This window comes from Leptolyngbya cf. ectocarpi LEGE 11479, assembly GCF_015207065.1.
In the GTDB taxonomy this organism is placed as follows: Bacteria; Cyanobacteriota; Cyanobacteriia; order Phormidesmidales; family Phormidesmidaceae; genus Leptothoe; species Leptothoe ectocarpi.
Genome location: NZ_JADEXP010000006.1, coordinates 13,232 through 34,974, shown reverse-complemented (window position 1 = coordinate 34,974; position 21,743 = coordinate 13,232). Strand labels below are relative to the sequence as shown.

18 protein-coding genes are annotated in these 21,743 nt (G+C 51.6%); 9 read left to right on the top strand and 9 right to left on the bottom strand.

What is annotated here, in order from left to right:
• Positions 1-34: 34 nt before the first annotated feature.
• The 4 genes from IQ260_RS01760 to IQ260_RS01745 form a co-directional block, all read right to left on the bottom strand.
• Positions 35-1,693, bottom strand: a complete 1,659-nt coding sequence (locus IQ260_RS01760) for a glycosyltransferase family 39 protein (protein WP_193990283.1) — start codon at positions 1,691-1,693, stop codon at positions 35-37.
• A 7-nt stretch (positions 1,694-1,700) separates the two neighbouring features.
• Positions 1,701-2,393, bottom strand: coding sequence for a TVP38/TMEM64 family protein (locus IQ260_RS01755; protein ID WP_193990281.1), 693 nt, complete (start codon positions 2,391-2,393; stop codon positions 1,701-1,703).
• Between the two features lie 80 nt (positions 2,394-2,473).
• A complete protein-coding gene (locus IQ260_RS01750) occupies positions 2,474-3,448 on the bottom strand; it encodes a glycosyltransferase family 2 protein (RefSeq protein WP_193990279.1) in 975 nt (324 codons plus the stop codon).
• Positions 3,449-3,598: 150 nt separating this feature from the next.
• Positions 3,599-4,504, bottom strand: coding sequence for an alpha/beta hydrolase (locus IQ260_RS01745; protein ID WP_193990277.1), 906 nt, complete (start codon positions 4,502-4,504; stop codon positions 3,599-3,601).
• Positions 4,505-4,691: 187 nt separating this feature from the next.
• Here IQ260_RS01745 and cysE point away from each other — a divergent pair, with 187 nt between their 5' ends.
• Positions 4,692-5,444, top strand: a complete 753-nt coding sequence (gene cysE / locus IQ260_RS01740; protein ID WP_193990275.1) for a serine O-acetyltransferase — start codon at positions 4,692-4,694, stop codon at positions 5,442-5,444.
• Positions 5,445-5,450: 6 nt separating this feature from the next.
• Here the strand turns inward: cysE and IQ260_RS01735 are convergent, their stop codons facing one another.
• A complete protein-coding gene (locus IQ260_RS01735; protein WP_193990273.1) occupies positions 5,451-6,008 on the bottom strand; it encodes an Npun_F5749 family FMN-dependent PPOX-type flavoprotein in 558 nt (185 codons plus the stop codon).
• 48 nt (positions 6,009-6,056) lie between these two features.
• On the opposite strand from IQ260_RS01735, the gene IQ260_RS01730 reads away from it, so the two are divergent.
• Positions 6,057-7,136 (top strand): calcium/sodium antiporter, encoded by a 1,080-nt coding sequence (locus tag IQ260_RS01730; RefSeq protein ID WP_193990271.1) that lies wholly within the window; start codon positions 6,057-6,059, stop codon positions 7,134-7,136.
• Between the two features lie 45 nt (positions 7,137-7,181).
• Here the strand turns inward: IQ260_RS01730 and IQ260_RS01725 are convergent, their stop codons facing one another.
• On the bottom strand, positions 7,182-8,723 hold the full coding sequence (locus IQ260_RS01725; RefSeq protein ID WP_193990269.1) for an NAD(P)H-hydrate dehydratase: 1,542 nt from the start codon (positions 8,721-8,723) through the stop codon (positions 7,182-7,184).
• A 94-nt stretch (positions 8,724-8,817) separates the two neighbouring features.
• Here IQ260_RS01725 and mnmA point away from each other — a divergent pair, with 94 nt between their 5' ends.
• The 3 genes from mnmA to IQ260_RS01710 are packed head-to-tail and all read left to right on the top strand — an operon-like array spanning position 8,818 to position 13,229.
• A complete protein-coding gene (gene mnmA, locus IQ260_RS01720) occupies positions 8,818-9,876 on the top strand; it encodes a tRNA 2-thiouridine(34) synthase MnmA (protein WP_193990267.1) in 1,059 nt (352 codons plus the stop codon).
• 44 nt (positions 9,877-9,920) lie between these two features.
• Complete coding sequence (gene sat, locus IQ260_RS01715; RefSeq protein WP_193990265.1) at positions 9,921-11,087, top strand: sulfate adenylyltransferase; 1,167 nt, start codon at positions 9,921-9,923, stop codon at positions 11,085-11,087.
• Positions 11,088-11,108: 21 nt separating this feature from the next.
• Complete coding sequence (locus IQ260_RS01710; RefSeq protein ID WP_193990263.1) at positions 11,109-13,229, top strand: caspase family protein; 2,121 nt, start codon at positions 11,109-11,111, stop codon at positions 13,227-13,229.
• A 47-nt stretch (positions 13,230-13,276) separates the two neighbouring features.
• On the opposite strand, the gene IQ260_RS01705 is transcribed toward IQ260_RS01710, so the two are convergent.
• Positions 13,277-13,660 carry an ArsR/SmtB family transcription factor gene (locus tag IQ260_RS01705; protein ID WP_193990262.1) on the bottom strand — a complete coding sequence of 128 codons (384 nt, stop codon included), beginning with the start codon at positions 13,658-13,660 and terminating at the stop codon, positions 13,277-13,279.
• 744 nt (positions 13,661-14,404) lie between these two features.
• On the opposite strand from IQ260_RS01705, the gene IQ260_RS01700 reads away from it, so the two are divergent.
• From IQ260_RS01700 to IQ260_RS01685, 4 genes are all read left to right on the top strand, one after another.
• Positions 14,405-16,681: a GAF domain-containing hybrid sensor histidine kinase/response regulator gene (locus tag IQ260_RS01700; protein WP_193990260.1), complete on the top strand. Its 2,277-nt coding sequence runs from the start codon at positions 14,405-14,407 to the stop codon at positions 16,679-16,681.
• A 122-nt stretch (positions 16,682-16,803) separates the two neighbouring features.
• Positions 16,804-18,897, top strand: coding sequence for a CHASE2 domain-containing protein (locus IQ260_RS01695; protein WP_193990257.1), 2,094 nt, complete (start codon positions 16,804-16,806; stop codon positions 18,895-18,897).
• Positions 18,898-18,958: 61 nt separating this feature from the next.
• Complete coding sequence (gene msrB / locus IQ260_RS01690) at positions 18,959-19,363, top strand: peptide-methionine (R)-S-oxide reductase MsrB (protein ID WP_193990255.1); 405 nt, start codon at positions 18,959-18,961, stop codon at positions 19,361-19,363.
• A gap of 18 nt (positions 19,364-19,381) precedes the next feature.
• On the top strand, positions 19,382-20,221 hold the full coding sequence (locus IQ260_RS01685; protein ID WP_193990253.1) for an alpha/beta fold hydrolase: 840 nt from the start codon (positions 19,382-19,384) through the stop codon (positions 20,219-20,221).
• A 118-nt stretch (positions 20,222-20,339) separates the two neighbouring features.
• On the opposite strand, the gene IQ260_RS01680 is transcribed toward IQ260_RS01685, so the two are convergent.
• Both IQ260_RS01680 and rlmB read right to left on the bottom strand, forming a co-directional pair.
• A complete protein-coding gene (locus IQ260_RS01680; RefSeq protein WP_193990251.1) occupies positions 20,340-20,609 on the bottom strand; it encodes a DUF1816 domain-containing protein in 270 nt (89 codons plus the stop codon).
• A gap of 66 nt (positions 20,610-20,675) precedes the next feature.
• Entirely contained in the window at positions 20,676-21,680 is a 1,005-nt protein-coding gene (rlmB, locus tag IQ260_RS01675; RefSeq protein WP_193990249.1) for a 23S rRNA (guanosine(2251)-2'-O)-methyltransferase RlmB, read from the bottom strand.
• Positions 21,681-21,743 lie beyond the last annotated feature (63 nt).

Sequence of the window (21,743 nt, the reverse complement as noted above, 5' to 3'; positions counted from 1 at the left end):
CGTCTAATAACTTACAGAGAGTAGAGCGAGCGCCTCATAGATTGTATCGATAGGCTCTAATCTCAAATTGGTCAAGCTTCATGGTGCCGGTCAGAAACGTTTGCTCGGTGAGCAGGTAGTTGGGTTCTAAGGCGGCTTGGGCATCTCGATACAATGCCTGAGCGATGTCATCGGTTTTTGGAGTATCCCAGACAGGGTAACGGGTATTGGCAAATAAGATGCGGTCGTAGTTGCCAGTATCAACGGCGATTTCCAGGTCGGCAGCGAGGTCTGCGGGACTACGCATCAAGATATCGACTGGTTTTTGGCTGCCATCAATGTGATACGCCAGGCGACTGACATTGCCCCAGGCGTTGGAGTTGATGACGATCAGCGTACTTTGTCCGGGTTCGATCAGGGTGTCTAGGGTGCGGAAAATGTTGCGATCGCGACCCACAAAACTGCCTACACCCATAACCAAATACAGCGACAACACGCCAGCAATGACCGGCTGCTGCCACCGTTGCAGCGTCATCAGCCAGCTGGCAATCAGCAACAAACATCCCGGCAGGGCCACGATGGTGGACCGGCCCCAGCCAAATCCCACCGTAAATTTGTTGGTCAGAATATCCAAACCTAACGCCACCAGCAATGGGATTAGCCCTAGCACTACCCCAGTTGCTAAAATGCGTCGCTCTCGCCGCAGCTGCCAGAGAATAAACACGAGAAAAATAATCACGCCTACACCCACGGCAACAGCGGCAGGTTTAATACTCTCCCCATAGGGCTTCAACCCAGTGGTCCAGTGCCCTAGCAATAGGTGGTTAGCCAGCGTGTGGGCAATGTCTTGAAAATGTCGCCAGGCGATCTCTGCAGGGCTGCCCTCCACCGAGATTTGATTTAACACATCGGCGCGGTTGTTGGCCTGCTGCCGCGTTCCCCACAGCACCCACGGCAGCGACAGCAAGACGCCCATCCCCAGGGCGCTACCGCACCGCAGCCAGTGTCTTCGCCCCAGCACCAATACCGTAATTCCGAGACTAATCAAACAGTAGGCATAGAGATACTGGGTGAGCAGTCCGCCCGCAACAGCTGCTGCTAGACCTAGCCAGAGAGGTCGCCAGGGCCGTTTCTGTTGATCATAAGCTAATAACAACAGTAACAACCACTGGCTCAGGACAGCCCAAAACGTCAGCAGCGCATACATCCGCAGGTTGAGCGAGTGGGCAAGAAAAAAGGGATTTGTGGCTAACAACGCTGCTAAAATTAAGCCACCGCGAGCCCCCAAGACCAATCGCCCCAGCCCATAACCACAGCCGATGGTGCCAATACCGGTGAGCACCACCAGACTGCGCTGAGCGGCAATCCCGGCCCCAAACAGCCGCATCCAAACATGCTGACTCAGATAAAACAAGGGAGGATGGGCATCGCCCAAAATGCCTTTGAGAATATTTTTAATGGTTTCAATAGTGTCGCCCAGGCCCTGCTCCATTGGTATTTGCAGCAGCTGACTATACTCTTTTAAGGCGATGGGTGCCGCCCCCGGTGCTTGATAAGACAGCCTTTGCCCCGATGACAGCAGCATGCTCAGGGCTTCGTCGTACCAGAGTTCGTGGCGGGTAAGCAGGAAAAAGCGCAGTGCGATCGCAACACCAATCACCCCCATCAAGGCAGGTTCCAATGGCAAAGAAAATGATGGCTCAGAACGTTTCATGGGTAAATTATTGTCTGTTCTCTGGCGGCTCCGAATGCTCTTTTGTGAGAGCCTTTGGCAAAGCTCGCCGTCGTCGATACCAGGTGGCACCTCCCACCAGCAGGCCTATCAAGGTTAACGCTACCACAAGCGGCAACAGGTCTCCCGTTTGGGACAGCGTTAGTCCAGAGCTACCCAACAGAACAAACGGTAACACCCCTGGTAATGTGCCCAACGCTGTTCCTAGCACGTAGTCCTTCCAGCTAATGGAGGTGAGCCCCGCCGCAAAATTGACCAATCCATAGGGAATCACCGGCAGTAGCCGAATGGAGAACATATAAAAAAGCCCCCCATGGCGAATCTCCGCATCAAGGGTTTGCCAGTAGCCGGCCAGTCGTTTTTCGACTAATTCTCGCCCGATAGTGCGGGTAAACCCAAACGCGACCATGGCGGCGACGAGGGCACCAATCGTAGTCCAAAGCGAACCCAGCCATGGTCCAAATAGGGCTCCCCCAGCCAGGTTGAGCACCGTAGACGGGAGTACCAGGACCGTGGCCACCGTGTAGATCACGATGTAGATAATCGGTCCCCAAATACCGGCTTGCTTCAGGGTGGCTTGCAACCAATCAGCATCAATACCCCCCAGGGAGACCATGGCAGCCCCGGTGGCAATAATGCACAGGAGAGCAATGATTAGAACCAGGCGTTTGATATTATCCATTGATTGTCCATACCCCTAATCCATTGTGGGGAGGTTCCATGGAACCTCCCCACAATGGATCATCGGATGTTCACCATCAATCATTTTGCCTTTCCTCCATAAAACTCTCGTACCAGATACAATGGTCGCTGCTTCACTTCCTCATATACGCGCCCCAAATATTCTCCGATAATTCCCAAGCTCACCAGCTGCACACCGCCTAAAAATAGAATGGCCACCATCAATGAGGCATAGCCAGGTACGTCAATCCCCAGTAGCAAAGTACGAATGATTAAAAATGACGCGTATATAAAGGAGATCACAGAAATCATCACCCCCAGATAGCCCCAAACCCTTAGGGGGGTAGAACTAAAGGAGACAATGCCATCAATGGCGAAATTCCAAAGCTTCCAGTAGTTCCACTTGGTATTGCCGCTGTGGCGAGCATCGCGGTCATAAATGATAAAGGTTTGCTTGTAGCCCACCCAGGCGAATAGCCCTTTCATAAATCGGGTGCGCTCTGGCAGCTGTTTGAGGGCATCCACCACCCGACGGTCCATCAGCCGAAAGTCACCCGTATCCTGGGGGATGGGCACCTGGCTCATACTGCCGATGACACGATAAAATCCATTGGCGGAAAATTTCTTCAGCCAGGTTTCACCAGAGCGGGTACGACGTTTGGCATACACCACGTCATAACCCTCACGCCATTTTTCTAGCAATTGCTGGATGCACTCGGGCGGGTCTTGCAGGTCGGCATCGATCGGCACCACGGCCTGTCCCTGGCTATAGTCAATGCCAGCGGTGAGGGCCAGTTCTTTCCCAAAATTGCGGGCCAGGGCCACTACCTTAATGGCCGGGTTGCGTCTGTGGTGTTTAATCAGCTGCAGCAGCGTCGTATCCTGGCTACCGTCATCGACACAGACGATTTCGTAGGTCACGCCCAAATCACAGGCTACGGTTTCTAAACGCTTAAACAAAGGGTCAACGTTGGACTCTTCGCAGTAGAGCGGGACAATGATCGAGAGTTCAGGCGATGGCTCAGACAGTGGCTCAGGAGATAACTCGTCAGTCATGGACTGTATCGGTACTGATGCACTCTGAATAGGCGTCATGGAAACAGCAGCAGTGGCATAGGAGCCAGTATAGATCTCAGGCCGGGCTCTGCCATCAGCTTGCCCAATGACCGATAAAAATCAATCTATTGCTGTTTCAAAGCACCCAATTTAAAGCGCACTATAGCGCTGCTTAATGGCCGTTAACCCATCATATAGTCCACGGGTATCGGGCCAGCCGACAAAGCCTGCAAAGCGACAGCGGTTTTGCTCGTCAGCTAAAAATACATGGTGAATACTCAGGGGATGACGCCAGGTGCAGATGGTAAACCCATGATCAAGATTGGCCCAGGGAAGTGCTCGATCAAAATCGCGGCGGTGGGCGTCGGTCATACCAGGAATAGACTGTAAAGCGGCGATTATGGTGTCTTCTACCGGATCTTCTAGGGTCTTGGCCAGAGCAGTAGGGGCGGCCCAAAAATCCTGAATGGCCGTGATCACAGCTGGATGGTCTTTGGTGTTGTCGTGGCGGATGCCGCTGAGCTGGGTGTAGCGGGCATGGCGAAACTGGGAGCATTGAATCGGTACGGTGCCATCGCTGCCGCCATCGTAGTCGCTGGCGATGGTTTGTATGGGCATATGTTGGGCCAGCTGCTCAGCTATTTGGCGACGGTCGGTGCCTAAGTCTCGGGCAATGCCGATACCCCAGCGATAGGGGTCAAAGATACGGCCCAGGTCAGCGCCGCCGACGGGGGAGCTGACTAAACTGACTGAGGCGACCTGGGGCCACCAGTCGGGGTGACGCTGCAGTAGCTCCAGCCAAATTAGGCCGCCCATGGAGTGACCGACAATGCGCCAGGGGCGATCGGGATGGCGCTGTTGGGCTGCGATCGCAACCCGCTCCACTTCTGCCACCAAAGGTTCCATCCGCCACCAGGTTTTAATCAACCCCAAATTGGGCGCAATCACCTCTGTCTGAGCATCCGCCAGGGAGTGTCCCAGCCGATGGACGCGTCGATTGGTATCGTGCCAGCCATGCTGCACAAAAAGAATATAGGGAGACTGAGAATTCACCATGGCTCCAGTAACTATCGATCCCCAAGGATATTTCTATCCCTTAAGGCCTAATTCAGACAACACTCAGGTTGAACTTCTATCCCTGCGGTATGCTAAATGCGGAGCATTTCTTAACATCTCTGGACGTGGTTTTTAACCTGTCCAAAACGCAACTCAGCAACGCTCTACTACCTTTGAGGACGTCTACGTGTTACGAACTTTTATTGCCGACTTTAAAGTAGTTTTTGAACGGGACCCTGCTGCCCGCAACGCTTTAGAAGTCCTAGTTTGCTATCCGGGGCTGCATGCGTTATCGCTGTATCGCATAGCCCACTCCCTATGGACCGTGGGGCTACCCTTTTTACCCCGGTTTATTTCCCATGTAGCCCGGCTGATCACGGGGATCGAAATTCACCCAGGTGCCACCATCGGTCAAGGGGTATTTATTGACCATGGGATGGGAGTAGTCATTGGGGAGACCGCTATTGTCGGCGATTTTTCCTTGATTTATCAGGGCGTGACCTTGGGGGGAACTGGCAAAGAAACGGGTAAACGTCACCCCACCGTGGGGACTCAGGTAGTTGTGGGTGCTGGGGCCAAAGTTCTCGGTAATATTCAAATTGGCAACAACGTTCGCATTGGAGCTGGCTCCGTTGTCCTTAGAGACGTTCCCTCCGACTGCACCGTAGTGGGAGTACCCGGTCGTGTGGTACATCGCTCTAGTCGTTCGGGTCCCCTTGAGCATGGCCAACTACCTGACTCCGAGGCTGCTGTTATTCGCACCCTATTAGATCGGATTGAAACCCTAGAGCAGCAGGTTGCCCAGCTGCAGTCTCCTCCTCCTGTTCCTGTTGGGATCTCATCAGCTGTTGTTAAAGACCATGACGAGGGTAGCTGTTGTCGATTGCAAGATCGGGCAATTGAAGAATTTTTAGACGGGTGCTCCTCAATTTCCGACTAAGTCCGACTAAGGATTAACAGCGTTAACCCCCCATTCTCCAGACCTGTACTCATAAATGTATCGATCTTGGGGAGTCCCCTTAAGCATCAGGTGATCTACACGATCAGCCTCTAGCAAGAGTACATAAAAGCTATCGGGTGGTCCCTGCGTTGACAGAACAACTGGCTCAAAGGCGGTTATGTCCGCTTTGGGTTGTCCTGGGTGGGGCCAATAAAATTGTTGGCGGGCATTGGCTGACATTGCCTGCCAGGCATTCATACGAATAGGGTCATTCTCCTGTGCCACCACCGTTAATTTGCCACTAATGCGAAATTGTTCGCGGGTAACAGTGAAGTACCAGCACGCCTCTGCCCAAGGTTGGGCCTGTATGTGCTGAACTTTCTGGCTGCGACCATCGGTGACGATTTGCAGCGCCGTGCCAACAAACCCTCGAAAAACCACGGTACGATTAGAGGGTCTCCCACTGGCATTGATAGTCGCTAGCTGTAGATATCGACAGTAGGCTCGGGCACGGTTACGATGCAGGGCACGAGCTAGGATAGGTCGCCATGGGGCTAACGTCATAAATCAAGCAGAATAAGGAACGTATGAAAGGAGATCGCCTGTAAGGCCATGACTGCCACTGTATTTCTTTTGCTGGGGATAGTTTTCCTGGTCGTTGGAGCCGATTTCCTCGTGCGCGGGGCCTCCAATTTAGCAGCCATGGCACGCATCTCCCCGTTGGTGATCGGTCTAACGGTAGTTGCCTTTGGTACCAGTGCCCCTGAGTTGGCTGTGAGTTTGCATGCTGCATTTAACAATCAGGCAGACCTGGCCGTTGGCAACGTTGTTGGCAGTAACATCTGTAACGTACTGCTGATTTTGGGTGTTTCTGCCTTAGTCGCGCCGTTGGTTGTGGCCCAGCAGCTAGTCCGGTTAGATGTCCCCATTATGATTGGGGTATCTGGGTTGGTTTTTCTCTTTAGCCTGGATGGCCGAATTGATACGTCTGACGGTGTCATCTTATTTCTGGGCGGCCTCAGCTATACCTTCTTTCTGCTGTTCCAAAGTCGCCGCGAGACTAACCCTGAGGTACAAAGCGAATATGCTCAAGAGTATGGTCCTAAGGAATTTTCTTGGTCTCGAGTGAGCGTCGAAGTCCTGGCTTTCCTGGGCGGTATGGCCTGTTTGGTGATTGGCTCACAGCTCTTGGTAGAGGGGGCGGTGACCATTGCTAATGCATTGCAGATCAACCCCTTAATTATTGGTTTAACCGTCGTGGCTTTGGGTACATCCCTGCCTGAATTAGCCACATCCATTGTGGCGAGTTTACGGGGGGAGCGAGATATTGCCGTTGGCAATGTGGTGGGCAGTAATATTTTTAATATTTTGGTCGTGCTGGGGATGACCAGTGCCCTCTCCCCCAGTGGTATTGCGATTGATCCGTCGGTGTTGGCATTTGATATCCCGGTGATGATTGGGGTAGCGATTATGTGTTTACCAATTTGTCTTAACGACAATTTGGTGAGTCGGTGGGAAGGGCTAATGCTGCTGGTGTACTATGCAGCGTACACTTTGTACTTGATTATGAAAACGACCGACCATGACAGTACGGTGATGTACGGGGCTGCTCTCAAGTATGTAATTGTGCCGCTGACAATTTTGGGATTGACGATGATTATGTTGAGATCGCGCCAATCCAAACGCACGTAGGGTGGGCACTGCCCACCATCCGAATTCGCCGCATTTAGATTTAATCTATGGCTTGGCACACTTGTTCAAACAAGCCGCCAACGCCGAATTTAAACAACGGGCCAGCTCCCGTGGATCTACCCCCAGCACCGTCCGTCGCTGGTGGGCATATATCCCCGCTTGGGCATGCCACCAAACTGCTCCTAGAACGGCATCGATCATCGCCTGCTCAGCATCCTGGGCAAGCCGCTGCGCCATCAGTCCCCCCATTAGACCCGTTAGCACATCGCCACTTCCCCCTCGAGCCAAGGCTGGAGTACTTTCAGGATTGAGCCACAGACCCTCAGGCGTGGCCATGGCTACCTTGGCTCCTTTAAGCACCACCGTGGCTCCGGTCAACTGAGCCGCCTTAAGGGCTCCCTCATGCCCCACCGTCAGCTCTGGAAATAATCGTCGGAACTCTCCTGGGTGGGGCGTGATCACCGTTGATCCCTGACGCTCGGTCAGCTGCTGGGCCGTAATACCATTGAGGCCGTCAGCGTCTAGCAGTAGCGGTGCGGCACTCGCTAAGACTTCAGGCAGCCAGTCTACCTGGGCTAATCCTGGACCGCAGGCAATGGCATTGTATCGATCGAGCGGCGGCAGGGCCGCAATGGTCCCTGCTGGTGTTTCTTGAGCGCCGATGACTAAGGCCCCTGGCAGCATGGTCACGATGTGCGATCGCAAACTCTCAGGCACCACCAACGTGACCATACCCACCCCGCTGGCCACGGCTCCATAGCCTGTCAGTAGGGCCGCTCCCACATATTGCCTGGAGCCTGCGATCACCAAAAGCTGTCCCACCGTATATTTGTGAGCCACCGGGGAGCGTTTCAGCGGTAGTGCCTGTAGCGCCCGTTCGTGGGTCAGCCGCTGTACCTTGGGCCGAGCACCCACCACCGCGTCGATATTGGCCAGTGGAATATCAAAGTCAATCAGACGAGCGGCGCCTAAATAAGGCTGAGCTGCTTCCTGTAAACAGGCCCGTTTCCATAGACCTAGACAGAGGGTGGTCTGGGCTCTGATGGCTGTGCCGAGCGGTTCGCCGCTATCGGTGTGGATCCCCGAGGGCAGGTCGATACTGACCACAGGCACCGAACTCTGATTAATGGCGGTGACCGCTGCCGCCACCTCTCCTGTCAGGGGGCGACTTAAACCAAAGCCAAATAAACCATCCACCACCAGCGCACATCGGTCCAAAACAGATTCCAGCTCAGCCCAGCTGCTATACCAGGGAATACCCAAGCTGCGGCAGTAGCGGCCATGGTCGGCTGTCAAAGGCTTACACCGCTCAAAGGGGGCATAGATCACCACGTCGTAGCCCTGGAGATACAGCTCACGGGCGATGACTAAGGCGTCGCCGCCGTTGTGACCTGGACCGACTAACACCCCTACAGGTTGCGATCGCTCCCAGTGTTCCAACCCATAGTCCACAATCCGCCCTGCCACCTTTTCCATCAGAGCCGCGATGGGAAATCCTGAGTCAAAAAGCTGCGTCTCAATGGCCTGCATTTCGGCAGCACTGACACAAAAATTCTGAATGCTAGATCTAGGTCTTCGATTGGCCATGGGATATAGATCCAATATCAAAAGTAGCTATGAGCAATCACGGTTTTGTAGTTGGAGTGTTAGCCTAAGTATTGGCATTTTGATACGTGCAGTTATGGGCAAGGTTGTTGTAGGTCTTTCTGGGGGAGTAGATAGTTCGGTAGCCGCGGCGACCTTACACCAGCAGGGGCATGATGTCATTGGTCTCACACTGTGGCTCATGAAGGGCAAAGGACAATGCTGTTCTGAGGGTATGGTAGATGCCGCCCAGCTATGTGAAGAGCTGAATATTCCGTATCACGTGGTGGATACCCGTGAACTCTTCGAAGAAAAAATAGTTAACTACCTGGTGGAAGGCTACAGCCAAGGTATCACCCCGCTACCCTGCTCCCAGTGCAACCGCAGTGTGAAGTTTGGCCCCATGCTGGAGTATGCCCGTCAGGAATTTGGCGTACAGACCATTGCGACGGGGCACTATGCCCGCATTGCCCACAATCCCCAAACAGGGCGCTATGAGCTGCGCCGCGCCGTTGATCGATCCAAAGATCAGTCCTATTTTCTCTACGATCTTACCCAGGAACAGCTAGGGGTGACTCAGTTTCCGCTGGGTGAGCAAACCAAGGTACAGACGAGAGCCATGGCAGCTCAGCTCGGTCTGCACACCGCCGAAAAGCCCGAAAGTCAGGATCTTTGCCTGATTGAGCAGCATGGTTCTATGCAGGCGTTTTTAGATAAATATTTGGCCTCTAAACCTGGCGACATTGTCAATGCCGACGGTCAGGTATTGGGACAGCATACCGGTATTCATCATTACACCATTGGTCAGCGTAAAGGGTTGGGTATTGCCGCTCCAGCCCCCCTCTACGTCGTGGCTTTAGACGTTGCTCGCAACCAAGTGGTTGTGGGTGAACGGGACAGTGTTCATCAGCCTCAGTGCATCATTGATCGGGTCAATTGGGTGTCCATTGAGGCGCCCAATGCTCCGATTGCGACGACGGTTCAAATTCGTTATCGCTCCCCTGCGGTGGATGCCACGGTGGTTCCCTTACTCGATGGTTCCGTAAAACTTGTTTTTACAGAGCCTCAGTTTAGTGTTTCTCCAGGGCAGGCCGCCGTATGGTACGACAGTGACGATCGGGTGCTCGGCGGCGGTATTATTCGACCGTTCGCTTAACTGATGACTCTTGACGCAGTTTCTATAGAAGAAAAGAGGGACTTTTGACATTAACTATTGATGGGATCGCTGCCCACGGCGGCACGCTTATTAACCGCTTAGCATCCGATGAGCAAAAAGCAGAGTTTTTAAGTAAAGCTGATTTCTTACCTCAGGTCACCCTAGACGACCGGGCCTTGTCAGATTTGGTCATGATTGCCATCGGTGGCTTTAGCCCGCTGAGCGGCTTTATGGGCCAGGCTGATTACGAGCCTGTCGTGACTGATATGCGCCTCGCTAGCGGTCTCCCCTGGTCGGTACCCGTGACGCTATCGGTGACCGAAGAGATTGCGGCTCCTTTAAATGAGGGTATGCTCATTCGCCTGAACGACAGCACCGGGCGCTATGTGGGGGTGCTTGAACTGGCTGAGAAATATACCTACGACAAGCAAAAAGAAGCGGTGAATGTTTATCGTACGGATGAAGATAAACATCCGGGGGTAAAAGTTGTTTATGACCAGGGACCGATCAATCTAGCTGGCCCCGTATGGCTGCTAGAGCGTGACGATCATCCCCTATTTCCTAAGTATCAAATTGATCCTGCCGCTTCTCGCGCTATGTTTCGTGAGCGTGGCTGGAAAACGGTTGTGGGTTTCCAAACCCGTAATCCCATTCATCGCGCCCATGAGTACATCCAGAAGTGTGCCCTAGAGACGGTGGATGGCCTATTTCTGCACCCGCTGGTAGGGGCCACAAAAAAAGATGACATCCCCGCTGATGTGCGCATGCGGTGTTATGAAATCATGATGGATCGCTACTTTCCTCAAGATCGGGTAATTTTGGCGATTAATCCATCGGCTATGCGCTACGCTGGTCCTCGCGAGGCAATTTTCCACGCTCTTATTCGTAAGAACTATGGCTGCACTCACTTTATTGTGGGTCGAGACCATGCCGGTGTGGGTGACTACTATGGCACTTACGATGCCCAGCATATCTTTGATCAGTTTGAACCTGGTGAGCTGGGAATTACCCCGATGAAGTTTGAGCATGCGTTCTACTGCACCCGTACCGGGACCATGGCTACTAGTAAGACTAGTCCCAGCAGTAAAGAAGAGCGGATCCACCTATCGGGTACAAAAGTGCGTGAAATGCTGCGTCGTGGCGAGCTACCTCCACCGGAGTTTTCTCGTCCAGAAGTGGCTGCCGAGCTATCTCGCGCCATGCAGGCCTAAAGCTAATGGAGTAGTTGGGTAGTGAAGCGACGGGAGTTTTTGTCAGCGACAGGGGCTATTGTAGGGGGATTGGGATTGAGCCAGTCCCGGCTGCTAGGCTGGCAGCAGGCCTTGGCAGATCCCTCCCGTCGTAAGCTGGCTCTGCTCATCGGGATTAATCAGTATCCCAATGCGACCCTGGGGCAAGGATTAAAATCGCTCCAGGGCTGTCTGACGGATATTGAACTCCAGCGCCAGTTGCTGCTCCATCGATTTGGGTTTGATGCTAGTAATTTGGTGACTTTAGTGGATGGCCAGGCCACCCAGTCTGCCATTTTAGAGGCGCTCTATCAGCTCACCCAAACGGCGAGCGCCAATGATTGTGTGGTGGTGCACTTTAGTGGTTATGGCGGCCAGGTAGAGATCGCGGGTAAACGGATTAAAACCTGGGTGCCGGTGGATGGCTATTTGCCAACGGCGACTGAGTCGATGTCCAGGGATGTGCCAGTATCGTGGGTCAAACAGATTCTGGCTAGGTTAAAGACAAAGCAGTTATTTACGGTGATAGACGCCGGGTATAGTCGGCCCGATGTGCCGTTATCTAGCGGCTATAATTCTCGGGCTCGCTGGCATATGCCGGTGGTGGAAGCCTTCCATTTTCCTGATGTATCTGATGCTCTAGCTGCAGACGTGAGCAAGGTACAAACGTCGACGGAACCTGCATTTTTCCCAGGTGATTTACTGATGGCGGCCCGTGATGGTCAGCCGGTCATCGAGCGGCAGTGGACTGATTTTGGGGCTGGATTATTTACCTATGGGTTGACCCGCTATCTCTGGGCTGCCCAGTTACCGACTAAGCTATCGGCGGCGATGCGCGGTGCCCAGGAGTCGCTTTTGCCCATAGTTCCCAATCAAACCCCTAGCTGGACGACCCAAACCGCTGATGAACATACGCTCTATGGAGACACTGATTTACCCTGTCTAGATGCGGTACTTACCTCAGTGGAGGGCCGCTCGGCTAATTTGTGGCTAGGGGGACTGCCTGCTGATGTGGTGCAGTATAGTGAGCGATTTAGTTTTGGGCGACAGCCTGACGGTGATGCATCACCTGTGGTGATGCGATCGCAATCGGGGCTAACTGGACGGTTCAAGCTACCCGACGGTGAAACCTGGCCCGTGGGTCAGCCCCTGTATGAGGTGATGCGAGTTTTACCCAAGACCCTGCCCCTGACCGTTTCTATAGACTCAAACCTAGAAAGAATTGAGCGGGTTGATGCCACCAGCGCCCTAGCGGCACTGTCGTTTGTGGAATCGACCGATGATTCGCGCCCAGCTGACTGTATGTTGGGCAAATTCCAGACGGACGAGGCTTCAGATTCAGACACACCAACGGCAACCCAGGTTTACGGTCTGTTTACCCCCACTCGGGCTCTGATTTCCGGCTCCTTAGCCAAACAAGACGAAGCGGTGAAGATGGCGGTCAGCCGTCTATCGCCCAAGCTGGAAACTATACTGGCGATGAAGCTGTTGCGGTTGAGTGAAAACCAAGCCTCGTCCCACTTGGCCATACGTCTCAATCTGCTGGTCGTGGGGGAGACTGAAAAGCTGGCGGTGCAGCAGGAGACTCGACGAGCGACCGGTCAAGCGTCAAAAAGTCGTTTGGCTGATGCGGTTAGCCGTCAAAATTATCCGGTTGAATTTTCAAAAGGTGTCCAGGTGCGCTATCAGGCCCTAAACTTTGGGGCTGATCCTGTATATGTCATGCTGCTGGGGTTTGATGCTCGCGATCGCATGCTGGCCTTTTTCCCCCCCAGCGACGGTCAACCCTATTCTATGGAGTCATTACAGGCTGCGATGACATTAGCCCCTGGCACAGCCCTAAGCCTGCCTAACCAGAATACCTGGGTGGTCGATGACACTGAAGGCCGCGTCGAAACCTATCTGGTTTGCAGCACCAGCCCTCTGCTCAACTGCTGGCAAGAGCTCCTATCGGTTGCAAATTCCGCCAGCAATCAGCGGGTAACCTTAGGGGAAAATGCTCTACCACTGGTACAGGCGCTACTCAAAGACTTGAGCAGCCACGCCGCCGCCGATGACGCCGGTAGCTATACCCTGCATACCGCCCACTGGGCAACCCTGGGATGCCACTATCGGATTGCCTAGGACCGCTATTTTGATAGGCTGACCGCTAGTAGTCCAGGATCGTTAACCTAGCCTGTAGCTTCAGCCTGTTCCACCTCTGGCGCAGCGATTTCCTGGTTTGAAAAGCTAAAGGCACGAAAATGCTTGGCCTGTTCCTCAATGCGGCTGGCAATGCGATCGCACACCAAACTGCATAGCTGAAAACTTAAATCGTCAGCTACCCGATAAAACGAAGATGTGCCCTCGGTACGACGGAGAAGAATACCGGCCTGCAGCATCACTTTAAGGTGCTTGGACACATTGGCTTGACTAGTTTCAGTAACTTCCACCAGCTCCTGCACACATTTCTCACCATTCCCTAAAAGATTCAGAAGTTTGAGCCGCATGGGCTCGCTCAGAACACTGAAATAATCGGCCACTTGCTGAATTACTTCAGCAGAGATAGGTTCCATCGCGGGACCTCCAGAACCCTAAGGAAATGAATACAGCTACTATGAGCAAAACCTGTTGGGTATTCTAACAATATATTCATCAATAGCAATAGAGTGATTTAGTTTTTTCACTAAAAAACTAAGTTCAGCCCCATGACAAGCATCATTGTGAAAGAAATATGGGGTTTCACCCTCAACTTGAAATACCAGGGCTAGGATGATACCACCTTCAATGGCTTAACCCAAATATACTTTTTCTCTCAGAAATTCCTTAGATATTGACGCTTTTAGGGTCACCTATGAAAGCAGCTCATTCTGGTTAATCACAACGGCAACTTACGGCATTCAACTATTTATGAATCGTATAAAAATATAAGATTATTTTTAGTTGCACAGAATGTTTCTTAGCCATGGTAACTAAGAATGTCAGACCAATTCTTTAAAGGCAAATGCTGGTTTTATCGTTAAGGAATTGAGTGGCCTCTCATGCCAATGGTATCTTTCTTATGCTTGCCAAACGTCTGATCTATTAGTGGCTACCTTTGCTTAACGATCATATTTTTTGAGCAAACTAAGCTTACTGTTTTTTGAACATAGGATCCAATGAATAAATAAAATAAATGATTAAACCAAAGACATGACAATAACAGTCAATACTAATACCCCCGTGAGAAACATCATCATGGGTATCCCTATTTCGTCTATTTTGTGGCCAGGTCCAAGTTTTTCATCCCAAAAGATGTCAAATAGAGATATTAAATAGCTATGTCTAGCTTCTCTTCAGCTTTAGAATATCAAAGCGTTCCGCGTCATGTTTTTGAACAGTTGCGCAGAAGTCTCCTAGGCTTGCTGGCAGGAGCGATTTCTCATCTTTCTGAGCAGGAGCTAGACGATGGCCAGCTGTTATCTACAGAAGCCAATATTGAGAAATTTTCGCTGTTATCAACAGGCCAAACGAGCTTGTTGTTACTAGCCCAGCCGGACGGTGTTGGTAGCTATTTGGTTTGCCTCTGCACCAACCCACTGGTCATTATTCAGTTTTTGTCTTCGCCTTGGTTGCGCAAGAGCTTGAGTGCCAGTAGTCGGTCCACCTGGGCTCAGTTACAAAAGCAGATGACCGTTGTTGACTCATTCACTGAAAAATCCTCCCAAGAGGTAGCTTTGGACAACCACAATCTGATCAAACTGATCCAGCAGCTAGTTTTGGAGGCTAACGGTTTAGAGATGTTGGCATCAGTGCCAACATCTCTGCCACCAGCGGCCACTATTTTGCAGCATGTGGTTGCTCGCCTACAGCACTCAGCGCCGCTATCATCTGTCATCCAACCAACATTGGATGAAGTTTGTGAATGGTTGTGTCTTGATCGGTTGTTTATCTATCAGATTGTTAATCCTCCCGCCTTGGTCAGTCAATCGCATGGGGAACAACAACAGTCTGAAGAACAGTCTGGAGATAGGAGATGCCCCCATGTTACCTACGAAGCTAGGGGCCATCCGTCTATTGACTCCATCCTACATCACGCCGATGCCCATTGTTTGAACCACAAGCCTTGGCATCAACGCTATCAGAATTTATCAGCCCCAAGATACTATGCCATTGAAAATATAGCGACTTACTACCAGCAGCATGCTTGCTTAGTCACTCAGCTACAGCAGGCCCATGTCATCTCTCAGCTGGTGGTGCCCATATGGTTGGAAGGAAACGTATGGGGCTTATTAATTGGTCACCACTGCCGCCAGCAGAATACAACCATTAAGCCACGCCAGTGGCAGCCTTGGGAAGGTAATTTTTTGGCTCAAATTGCAGAGCATCTGGCCATTGCGGTGCGCCAATCAGATTTACAGGAACAGCTACAGTATCAAAAGTTATGCCTTAAGACCAAGGTGGAAGATCGCACCCAGAATCTCAAAGATGCGCTGATGGCAGCAGAGGCGGCCAACAAAACTAAAAGTGAGTTTCTGGCGACGATGAGCCATGAGCTGCGAACGCCCTTGACCTATATTATCGGCATGTCAGCAACATTGTTGCGATGGTCGTTTGGCGATTTAAGTCCCCGTCAGCGAGACTATCTCAACACTATTCACAGCAGTGGAGAACAGTTGCTAGACATTATCAATGACATTTTAGAAGTTGCTAAAATTGAAGCGGGACGGACAGTCCTGGAAATCAATGATTTTTCGCTATCAAATCTAGCCCGCAGTAGCTTAGAGAGTTTTCGAGAAGAAGCCCAGGCGAAGGGCGTTGATTTACGAATAAATTTACGATTATCGGATACCGATGATAGCTTTAGAGCCGATCCGCGACGTATCCGTCAAATATTGGCTAATTTATTGAGTAACGCGGTTAAATTTACCGATAAAGATGGACGTATTAGCCTACGGGTTTGGCGCGATCCACAGAATGTCATGTTTCAGGTGGAGGATACTGGTATTGGTATTCCTGAGACTCAGCGAGCTAGTTTATTTGAGACATTCAAACAGTTAGAAACGACTCGTCAACGTCAGTATCCAGGCACGGGCTTAGGGTTGGCCCTCACCAAACAGCTGGTTGAGTTGCACAATGGTTCTATTCAGGTGGTTTCCACACCGGGAAAAGGATCTATGTTTACGGTGCGCATTCCCCTGCAGCACTCAGATAGTGTACCGACGTCATTTCAGAGCGTTGAACCGGTTACCGGTCGGATTATTTTGTTGGAAGACGACGAGAATAGTGCCAGCCTGATTTGTGATTTGCTAACGGCTGCCAACTATCAGGTTATTTGGGTGATTGAGGGGTCGCGTATTGTGCACCAGGTGGAAATCTTACAGCCTGTAGCGATTATTCTTAATCACCATCTTGTCAGTGGCAATAGTCACTATATTGTGGATGATCTAAAACGCTATGTGGCCATATCAGGTATTAAGGTGATTTCCTTGATGGATGCTGAAGATCTAGAAGAATTTGACGATGAATCTGCTATGGAAGGGTTTGATGATTGCCTGGTGAAACCGATTGACCCGCCGACTTTGTTAAATACGATTCAGGTACTGGCTCAAGGCTAGTATGGCGTCAAGCTCAAAGTTTTAGATAAGACGGGGAGTAGGGAATGGGGAGTAGGGATCAGCAGCGCTGGCCAGGTAAACTAAACTAGCAATAACGTGGGTCCCATGGTTCAGAACGGCGAATGCTAGGCCAGGTTCTTAAGGAACGCTATCAATTAATCCGGATGCTGGGGTCGGGAGGCTTTGGGCAGACCTATGTGGCTAGGGATTTGTTTCAGCCTCAAACACCTGAGTGTGTGGTGAAACAGTTAAAACCGGCCAGTACCGATGCGACATTTCTTAAGGTGGCGCGACGGCTATTTGAGACTGAGGTGACCACCCTTAGCCGTTTGGGCACCCATAGCTGTATTCCAAAGCTGCTGGATTCATTTGAGGAGCAAACGGAGTTTTATCTGGTTCAGGAGCTGATTGATGGAGAGTCCCTGGGGGATGAACTGCGTCGCCTAGGGCAATTGAACGAGACTCAGGTGATTGCTCTACTGCGAGAGACTTTACGTATTCTCAAGTTTGTCCATGATAATCGGGTGATCCACCGTGATTTAAAGCCTGATAATTTGATTCGACGGCAGCATGATGGCAAACTTTGTCTGATTGATTTTGGGGCGGTCAAGGAAATCCGGACTCAGCTGGTGGATAGTGAACTGACCAGTTTGACGGTGGGGATTGGCACCCAGGGGTACACCCCCAGTGAACAACTAGCGGGGAAGCCTCGGTTTAGTAGTGATATTTTTGCCCTGGGGATGACGGCCATCCATGGGTTAACGGGGCGAAAACCTACGGATTTACCGGAAGATATGTCGTCGCTGGAGCTGCGCTGGGAGGAGTATGTCAATATCAGTCCTGGGTTACGATATTTGCTCAGAAAGATGGTGCGCCATTATTTCTATCAGCGTTATCAAACGGCGGCTGATGTGCTCCATGATTTAGAGCATTTAGATGAGCTGGCGGACAAAGTGGATCAGCTAACCATGGCTGAAACAGTTTTGCCCCAGGCCACAGTGTGGCAACCAACACGAAAGGAAAGTATGCGGGCGGTTGCGATCGCAACCGCCCTAGCTAGCACCCTGACCCTGGGTGTCCGACAGATTGGCGGATTTATGCCATTAGAACTCAGTGTGTACGATGGCTTAGTGGCCTATCAACGGGATCTAGGTCCCGATCCCCGCATTCTGTTAGTGGGTATTAACGAGCAAGACCTCAACAATCAGCAACGTGAAAGCCCGTCTGACCAGTCCATTGCCGACGCCATTGACATTATCCAAAGCCATAACCCCAGCACTATCGGCCTTGATCTGCACCGCAATATTCCCCAGGGAGAAGGGCGTGCGGCCCTGGCCCGTAGCCTGGCTGCCGATAATATCATTGGCATTACAAAGCTAGGAGACTTGGATGGGGAGAGTATTCCACCGCCTCCGGAGCTAAATCCGGAGCAAGTGGGTTTTAATGATATTCCCCTCGACCCAGACGATAAAATTCGTCGTAATCTCTTTTTTGCCAGTTTAGAGAACGAAGCCGATACGACGGTTTATACCTCCTTTGGGCTGCTGGTGGCGCTGCACTATTTCTATGAACAGCATGGCCTCATATCCTCAGGAAGTGCCCTTGACCCCAACACGATGACGGTCGGTGATGTGCACTTCACGCCGATGGAGAGTACGTTTGGCGGTTATCAATCAGTGGATGCATCTGGATATCAAATTCCGATTACCTATCGCTCCCCCGACAAAATTGCCGAGCAGGTCTCCCTGACTGAAATCTTGACAGATACGGTTGATCCTGAGCTGATTACCGACAAGGTGGTGCTGATTGGCAATATGGCCTATATCAGCACCGATAAATTCTTTACCCCCTATACCCTACGCAGCGATCGCTATCAGATGTCGGGTGTGGAGGTCCATCTGCACATGATCAGTCAGTTTCTGGGGGCTGTACTGGACGGCTACCCCCTGCCCTGGGCTTGGCCTGACGGTGTGGAGATTGCCTGGATTGTTGCTTGGGCTGGCGGTGGCAGTCTGATCACCTGGCAGCTACGCCAGCGCCGATATTGGGTCATAGCCTATGGAATCGGTGTAGTTGCGATCGCCAGTACCACTGTAGTGTTCTTCTGGAGCAATGCCTGGATCCCCGTAATTGCTCCTTTAGCCGCCTTTACCCTGGCTAGCGGCAGCTTACTCATGTATCATCGCTACCGACAGCGTCACCGGCAGCGCCTCTGACGTCAGCCCTGATCTGCGCTAGGATCACCCCATAGCTGTAACCGACTTTCTGAACAAAACTATGGTGGAGAAAATTCAAAAAACAGACGCAGAATGGCAAGCACAGCTTACCCCTGAGCAATATCAAGTCACCCGCAAACACGGAACTGAGCGGGCCTTTAGCGGTAAATACCACGACAACAAAGCAGCCGGCATCTACAACTGTATCTGCTGTGGTTCAGAACTCTTTACCTCTGAGACCAAGTATGACTCGGGTACTGGCTGGCCTAGCTTTTGGGCTCCCAGCAAATCTGAGAATGTTGCGACCAAGCGAGATTTTAGTCTCTTTATGGTCCGCACCGAAGTGCTCTGCGCTGTGTGTGATGCCCATTTGGGGCATGTCTTTTCCGATGGTCCTCAGCCCACGGGAGAGCGCTATTGCATGAACTCAGCTGCGCTCGATTTTGTCCCTAAAGAAGACGCCTAGGGTTGGCCCCAATTCCCCATGGAGCTATCCATTGAGCATCAGGGTCAAGGCATGCCCATCCTGTGTCTCCACGGCCACCCAGGCACAGGCCGCTGTATGGCAGTATTCACCGACGCCCTAGCCCCTGATTTTCAAACCCTGGCCCCTGATTTGCGTGGCTATGGCCGCAGCCGGGCAAAGGCTCCTTTTACCATGGAGCAGCATTTAGAAGACTTATCAGGTCTGCTAAGTCAGCTAGACCCGCCCTGTTTAATTTTGGGTTGGTCCCTGGGGGGCATCTTGGCCATGGAACTGGCCCTCAAACATCCCGAACAAATTGCTGGTTTGATTTTAGTGGGTACCGCAGCTAGACCTGCTGGTCGGCACCCGGCCATCACCTGGCAAGATAATATGCTGACGGGCATTGCAGGTGTGATTAACTGGTTAGTTCCCGGCTGGTCCTGGAATATTTCTACGTTTGGCCAGCGGTCATTATTTCGGTATTTGGTTTCTCGGCACAGTGCCCAGGCTTACTGTCGGATTGCCCAGGAGGGGACGCCTGCCTTTGTCCAAACATCAGCTTTAGCAAACCGGGCTCTAAATACCGCCTTGAGGCAAGGCTATAACCGGTTGGAAGAGCTGCATCGTATCCATCAGCCCTGCTTGATGCTAGCGGCGGCTAACGATGTTCACATTACCCCCGAGGCTAGCCGAGAAACGGCGGTTACGCTACCCAATTGTGACTGGGTTCTGTACGACAACGTAGCCCACCTGATGCCTTGGGAAATTGGAGAACAGATATGCAGTGACATTCGTCACTGGCTGCGGAGAAATTGTTTTTTAGACGCTGGCTCTACTGTGGAGCGCAAAGGTGAGTGATAAAGCGCATGCGAGTGATAAAAGGTGTTTGACCCTAGGGTTAAACACCTTTTTCTCAACGTGATTGAGCAACTCTCTATAGAACGTTTGCTGTGGGACGTTGTCAGCCCCTAGACCGTTAGTTGTTATAAACCGGGGTCATTTTATTGCTGGGCTCAGTGTACTCGACGGTGAGCAGAGCTGGCTCAGCACAGCACTTGACCGTAACATCGATCTGTTGAGCCCCTTCCTGTTCTAAATCTTCGATATAGCCCTCTTGATGCTGAATAGCCTCAAGTTCACTATCAAAAGGACCAAAATAGTAAAGGCATCGAGGTTGGGATGTGGAAATCTCAACCCACCAGGGTTTTGAAAATGAGCTGAAAAGATTACTCAAAAAGTTTTTCATAAAATATGTGCCGGTAGTTGTTAAAAGTCTGAACTTATGAGCAGCCTAAAATCGCGCCTATAACATTTATACAGCGTGATTTTGATCCCCGCCAAGCTTAATGGTCGGTAATTTTTCTAACCACCGTTGTCGATAAATTTCATACAACACCATACCGGTTGCAACAGAAGCGTTGAGACTGGGCGTTTTACCCGCTAAGGGAATAGATACTAAGACATCACAAAGATTTTGAATCGATAAACTCAGCCCGGATCCCTCAGCTCCGATCACCAATACGATGGGACGGTCAAACTGAGTAGTATGGACGGTTTGACCAGACTCAGAGGCTGTCCCATAGATCCAAAAGCCATCTTCTTTAAGTTGTTCTAGGGCTCGTCCCAAATTAACCACGCGGGCAACCGATAATGTCTCTAAGGCTCCAGCGGCAACTTTGGCGACAGTAGGAGTGATCCCCACGGCTCTGCGCTGAGGAATAACAACTCCTTGGGCTCCCAATGCTTCGGCGGTGCGGATAATCGCCCCCAAATTATGGGGATCGGTAATGCTGTCGGCGGCAATAATTACGGGCTGACGGCAGGCGGCTTTAGCCGTTGTGACTAAATCAGCTAGTTCCACATAGTCATGGGAGGCGATTTGGGCCACGATCCCCTGATGGTTGGCTCCCTGAGTTAGCTGGTTGAGCCGTTGCGTATTGACTTCATCAATTACGGCTCCATTGGCTTTGGCATCCAATATTAAGGGGCGAAACCGGGCGTCAAACACAAGTCGTGCATTGACCCATAGACGATTAATGGGGCGCTGATTTGCGATCGCAGCCTCCACCGAATGGCGACCATAGACCAGGTCCGGGCGTTCCTCTTGGAGGGCAGCCTCTGGACTGATGGGCTGGGGTTTGATGATATTTTTCTGCGGTCTGCCAGGGCGGCTGGAGTAGGCCGAATCTTTGGCAGGCCAACGTTTTTTGAAAGGCTTTCTGGGCGTCTGTTTGGACGGTGGCTTGGGTTTGCCCTTGCGTTGAGGGTGGGATTTTCCCTTAGCCGGACGTGGCCGATCAGAGGAGGGTTTAACCATGATCAAGAGTAGGAGCGGAGTGGAGTCACATCATACCGCTTAGATGCAAACGCTTTCGGTATG

Bases quoted from the DNA above. Each gene is read 5' to 3' on its own strand.
- IQ260_RS01725 (WP_193990269.1), bottom strand. From the start codon at position 8,723: ATGGCCAATCGAAGACCTAGATCTAGCATTCAGAATTTTTGTGTCAGT.
- IQ260_RS01760 (WP_193990283.1), bottom strand. From the start codon at position 1,693: ATGAAACGTTCTGAGCCATCATTTTCTTTGCCATTGGAACCTGCCTTG.
- IQ260_RS01695 (WP_193990257.1), top strand. From the start codon at position 16,804: ATGCTAGGCCAGGTTCTTAAGGAACGCTATCAATTAATCCGGATGCTG.
- IQ260_RS01755 (WP_193990281.1), bottom strand. From the start codon at position 2,393: ATGGATAATATCAAACGCCTGGTTCTAATCATTGCTCTCCTGTGCATT.
- IQ260_RS01685 (WP_193990253.1), top strand. From the start codon at position 19,382: ATGGAGCTATCCATTGAGCATCAGGGTCAAGGCATGCCCATCCTGTGT.
- IQ260_RS01730 (WP_193990271.1), top strand. From the start codon at position 6,057: ATGACTGCCACTGTATTTCTTTTGCTGGGGATAGTTTTCCTGGTCGTT.
- IQ260_RS01680 (WP_193990251.1), bottom strand. From the start codon at position 20,609: ATGAAAAACTTTTTGAGTAATCTTTTCAGCTCATTTTCAAAACCCTGG.
- msrB (WP_193990255.1), top strand. From the start codon at position 18,959: ATGGTGGAGAAAATTCAAAAAACAGACGCAGAATGGCAAGCACAGCTT.
- IQ260_RS01705 (WP_193990262.1), bottom strand. From the start codon at position 13,660: ATGGAACCTATCTCTGCTGAAGTAATTCAGCAAGTGGCCGATTATTTC.
- mnmA (WP_193990267.1), top strand. From the start codon at position 8,818: ATGGGCAAGGTTGTTGTAGGTCTTTCTGGGGGAGTAGATAGTTCGGTA.
- IQ260_RS01700 (WP_193990260.1), top strand. From the start codon at position 14,405: ATGTCTAGCTTCTCTTCAGCTTTAGAATATCAAAGCGTTCCGCGTCAT.
- IQ260_RS01745 (WP_193990277.1), bottom strand. From the start codon at position 4,504: ATGGTGAATTCTCAGTCTCCCTATATTCTTTTTGTGCAGCATGGCTGG.
- IQ260_RS01735 (WP_193990273.1), bottom strand. From the start codon at position 6,008: ATGACGTTAGCCCCATGGCGACCTATCCTAGCTCGTGCCCTGCATCGT.
- rlmB (WP_193990249.1), bottom strand. From the start codon at position 21,680: ATGGTTAAACCCTCCTCTGATCGGCCACGTCCGGCTAAGGGAAAATCC.
- IQ260_RS01750 (WP_193990279.1), bottom strand. From the start codon at position 3,448: ATGACTGACGAGTTATCTCCTGAGCCACTGTCTGAGCCATCGCCTGAA.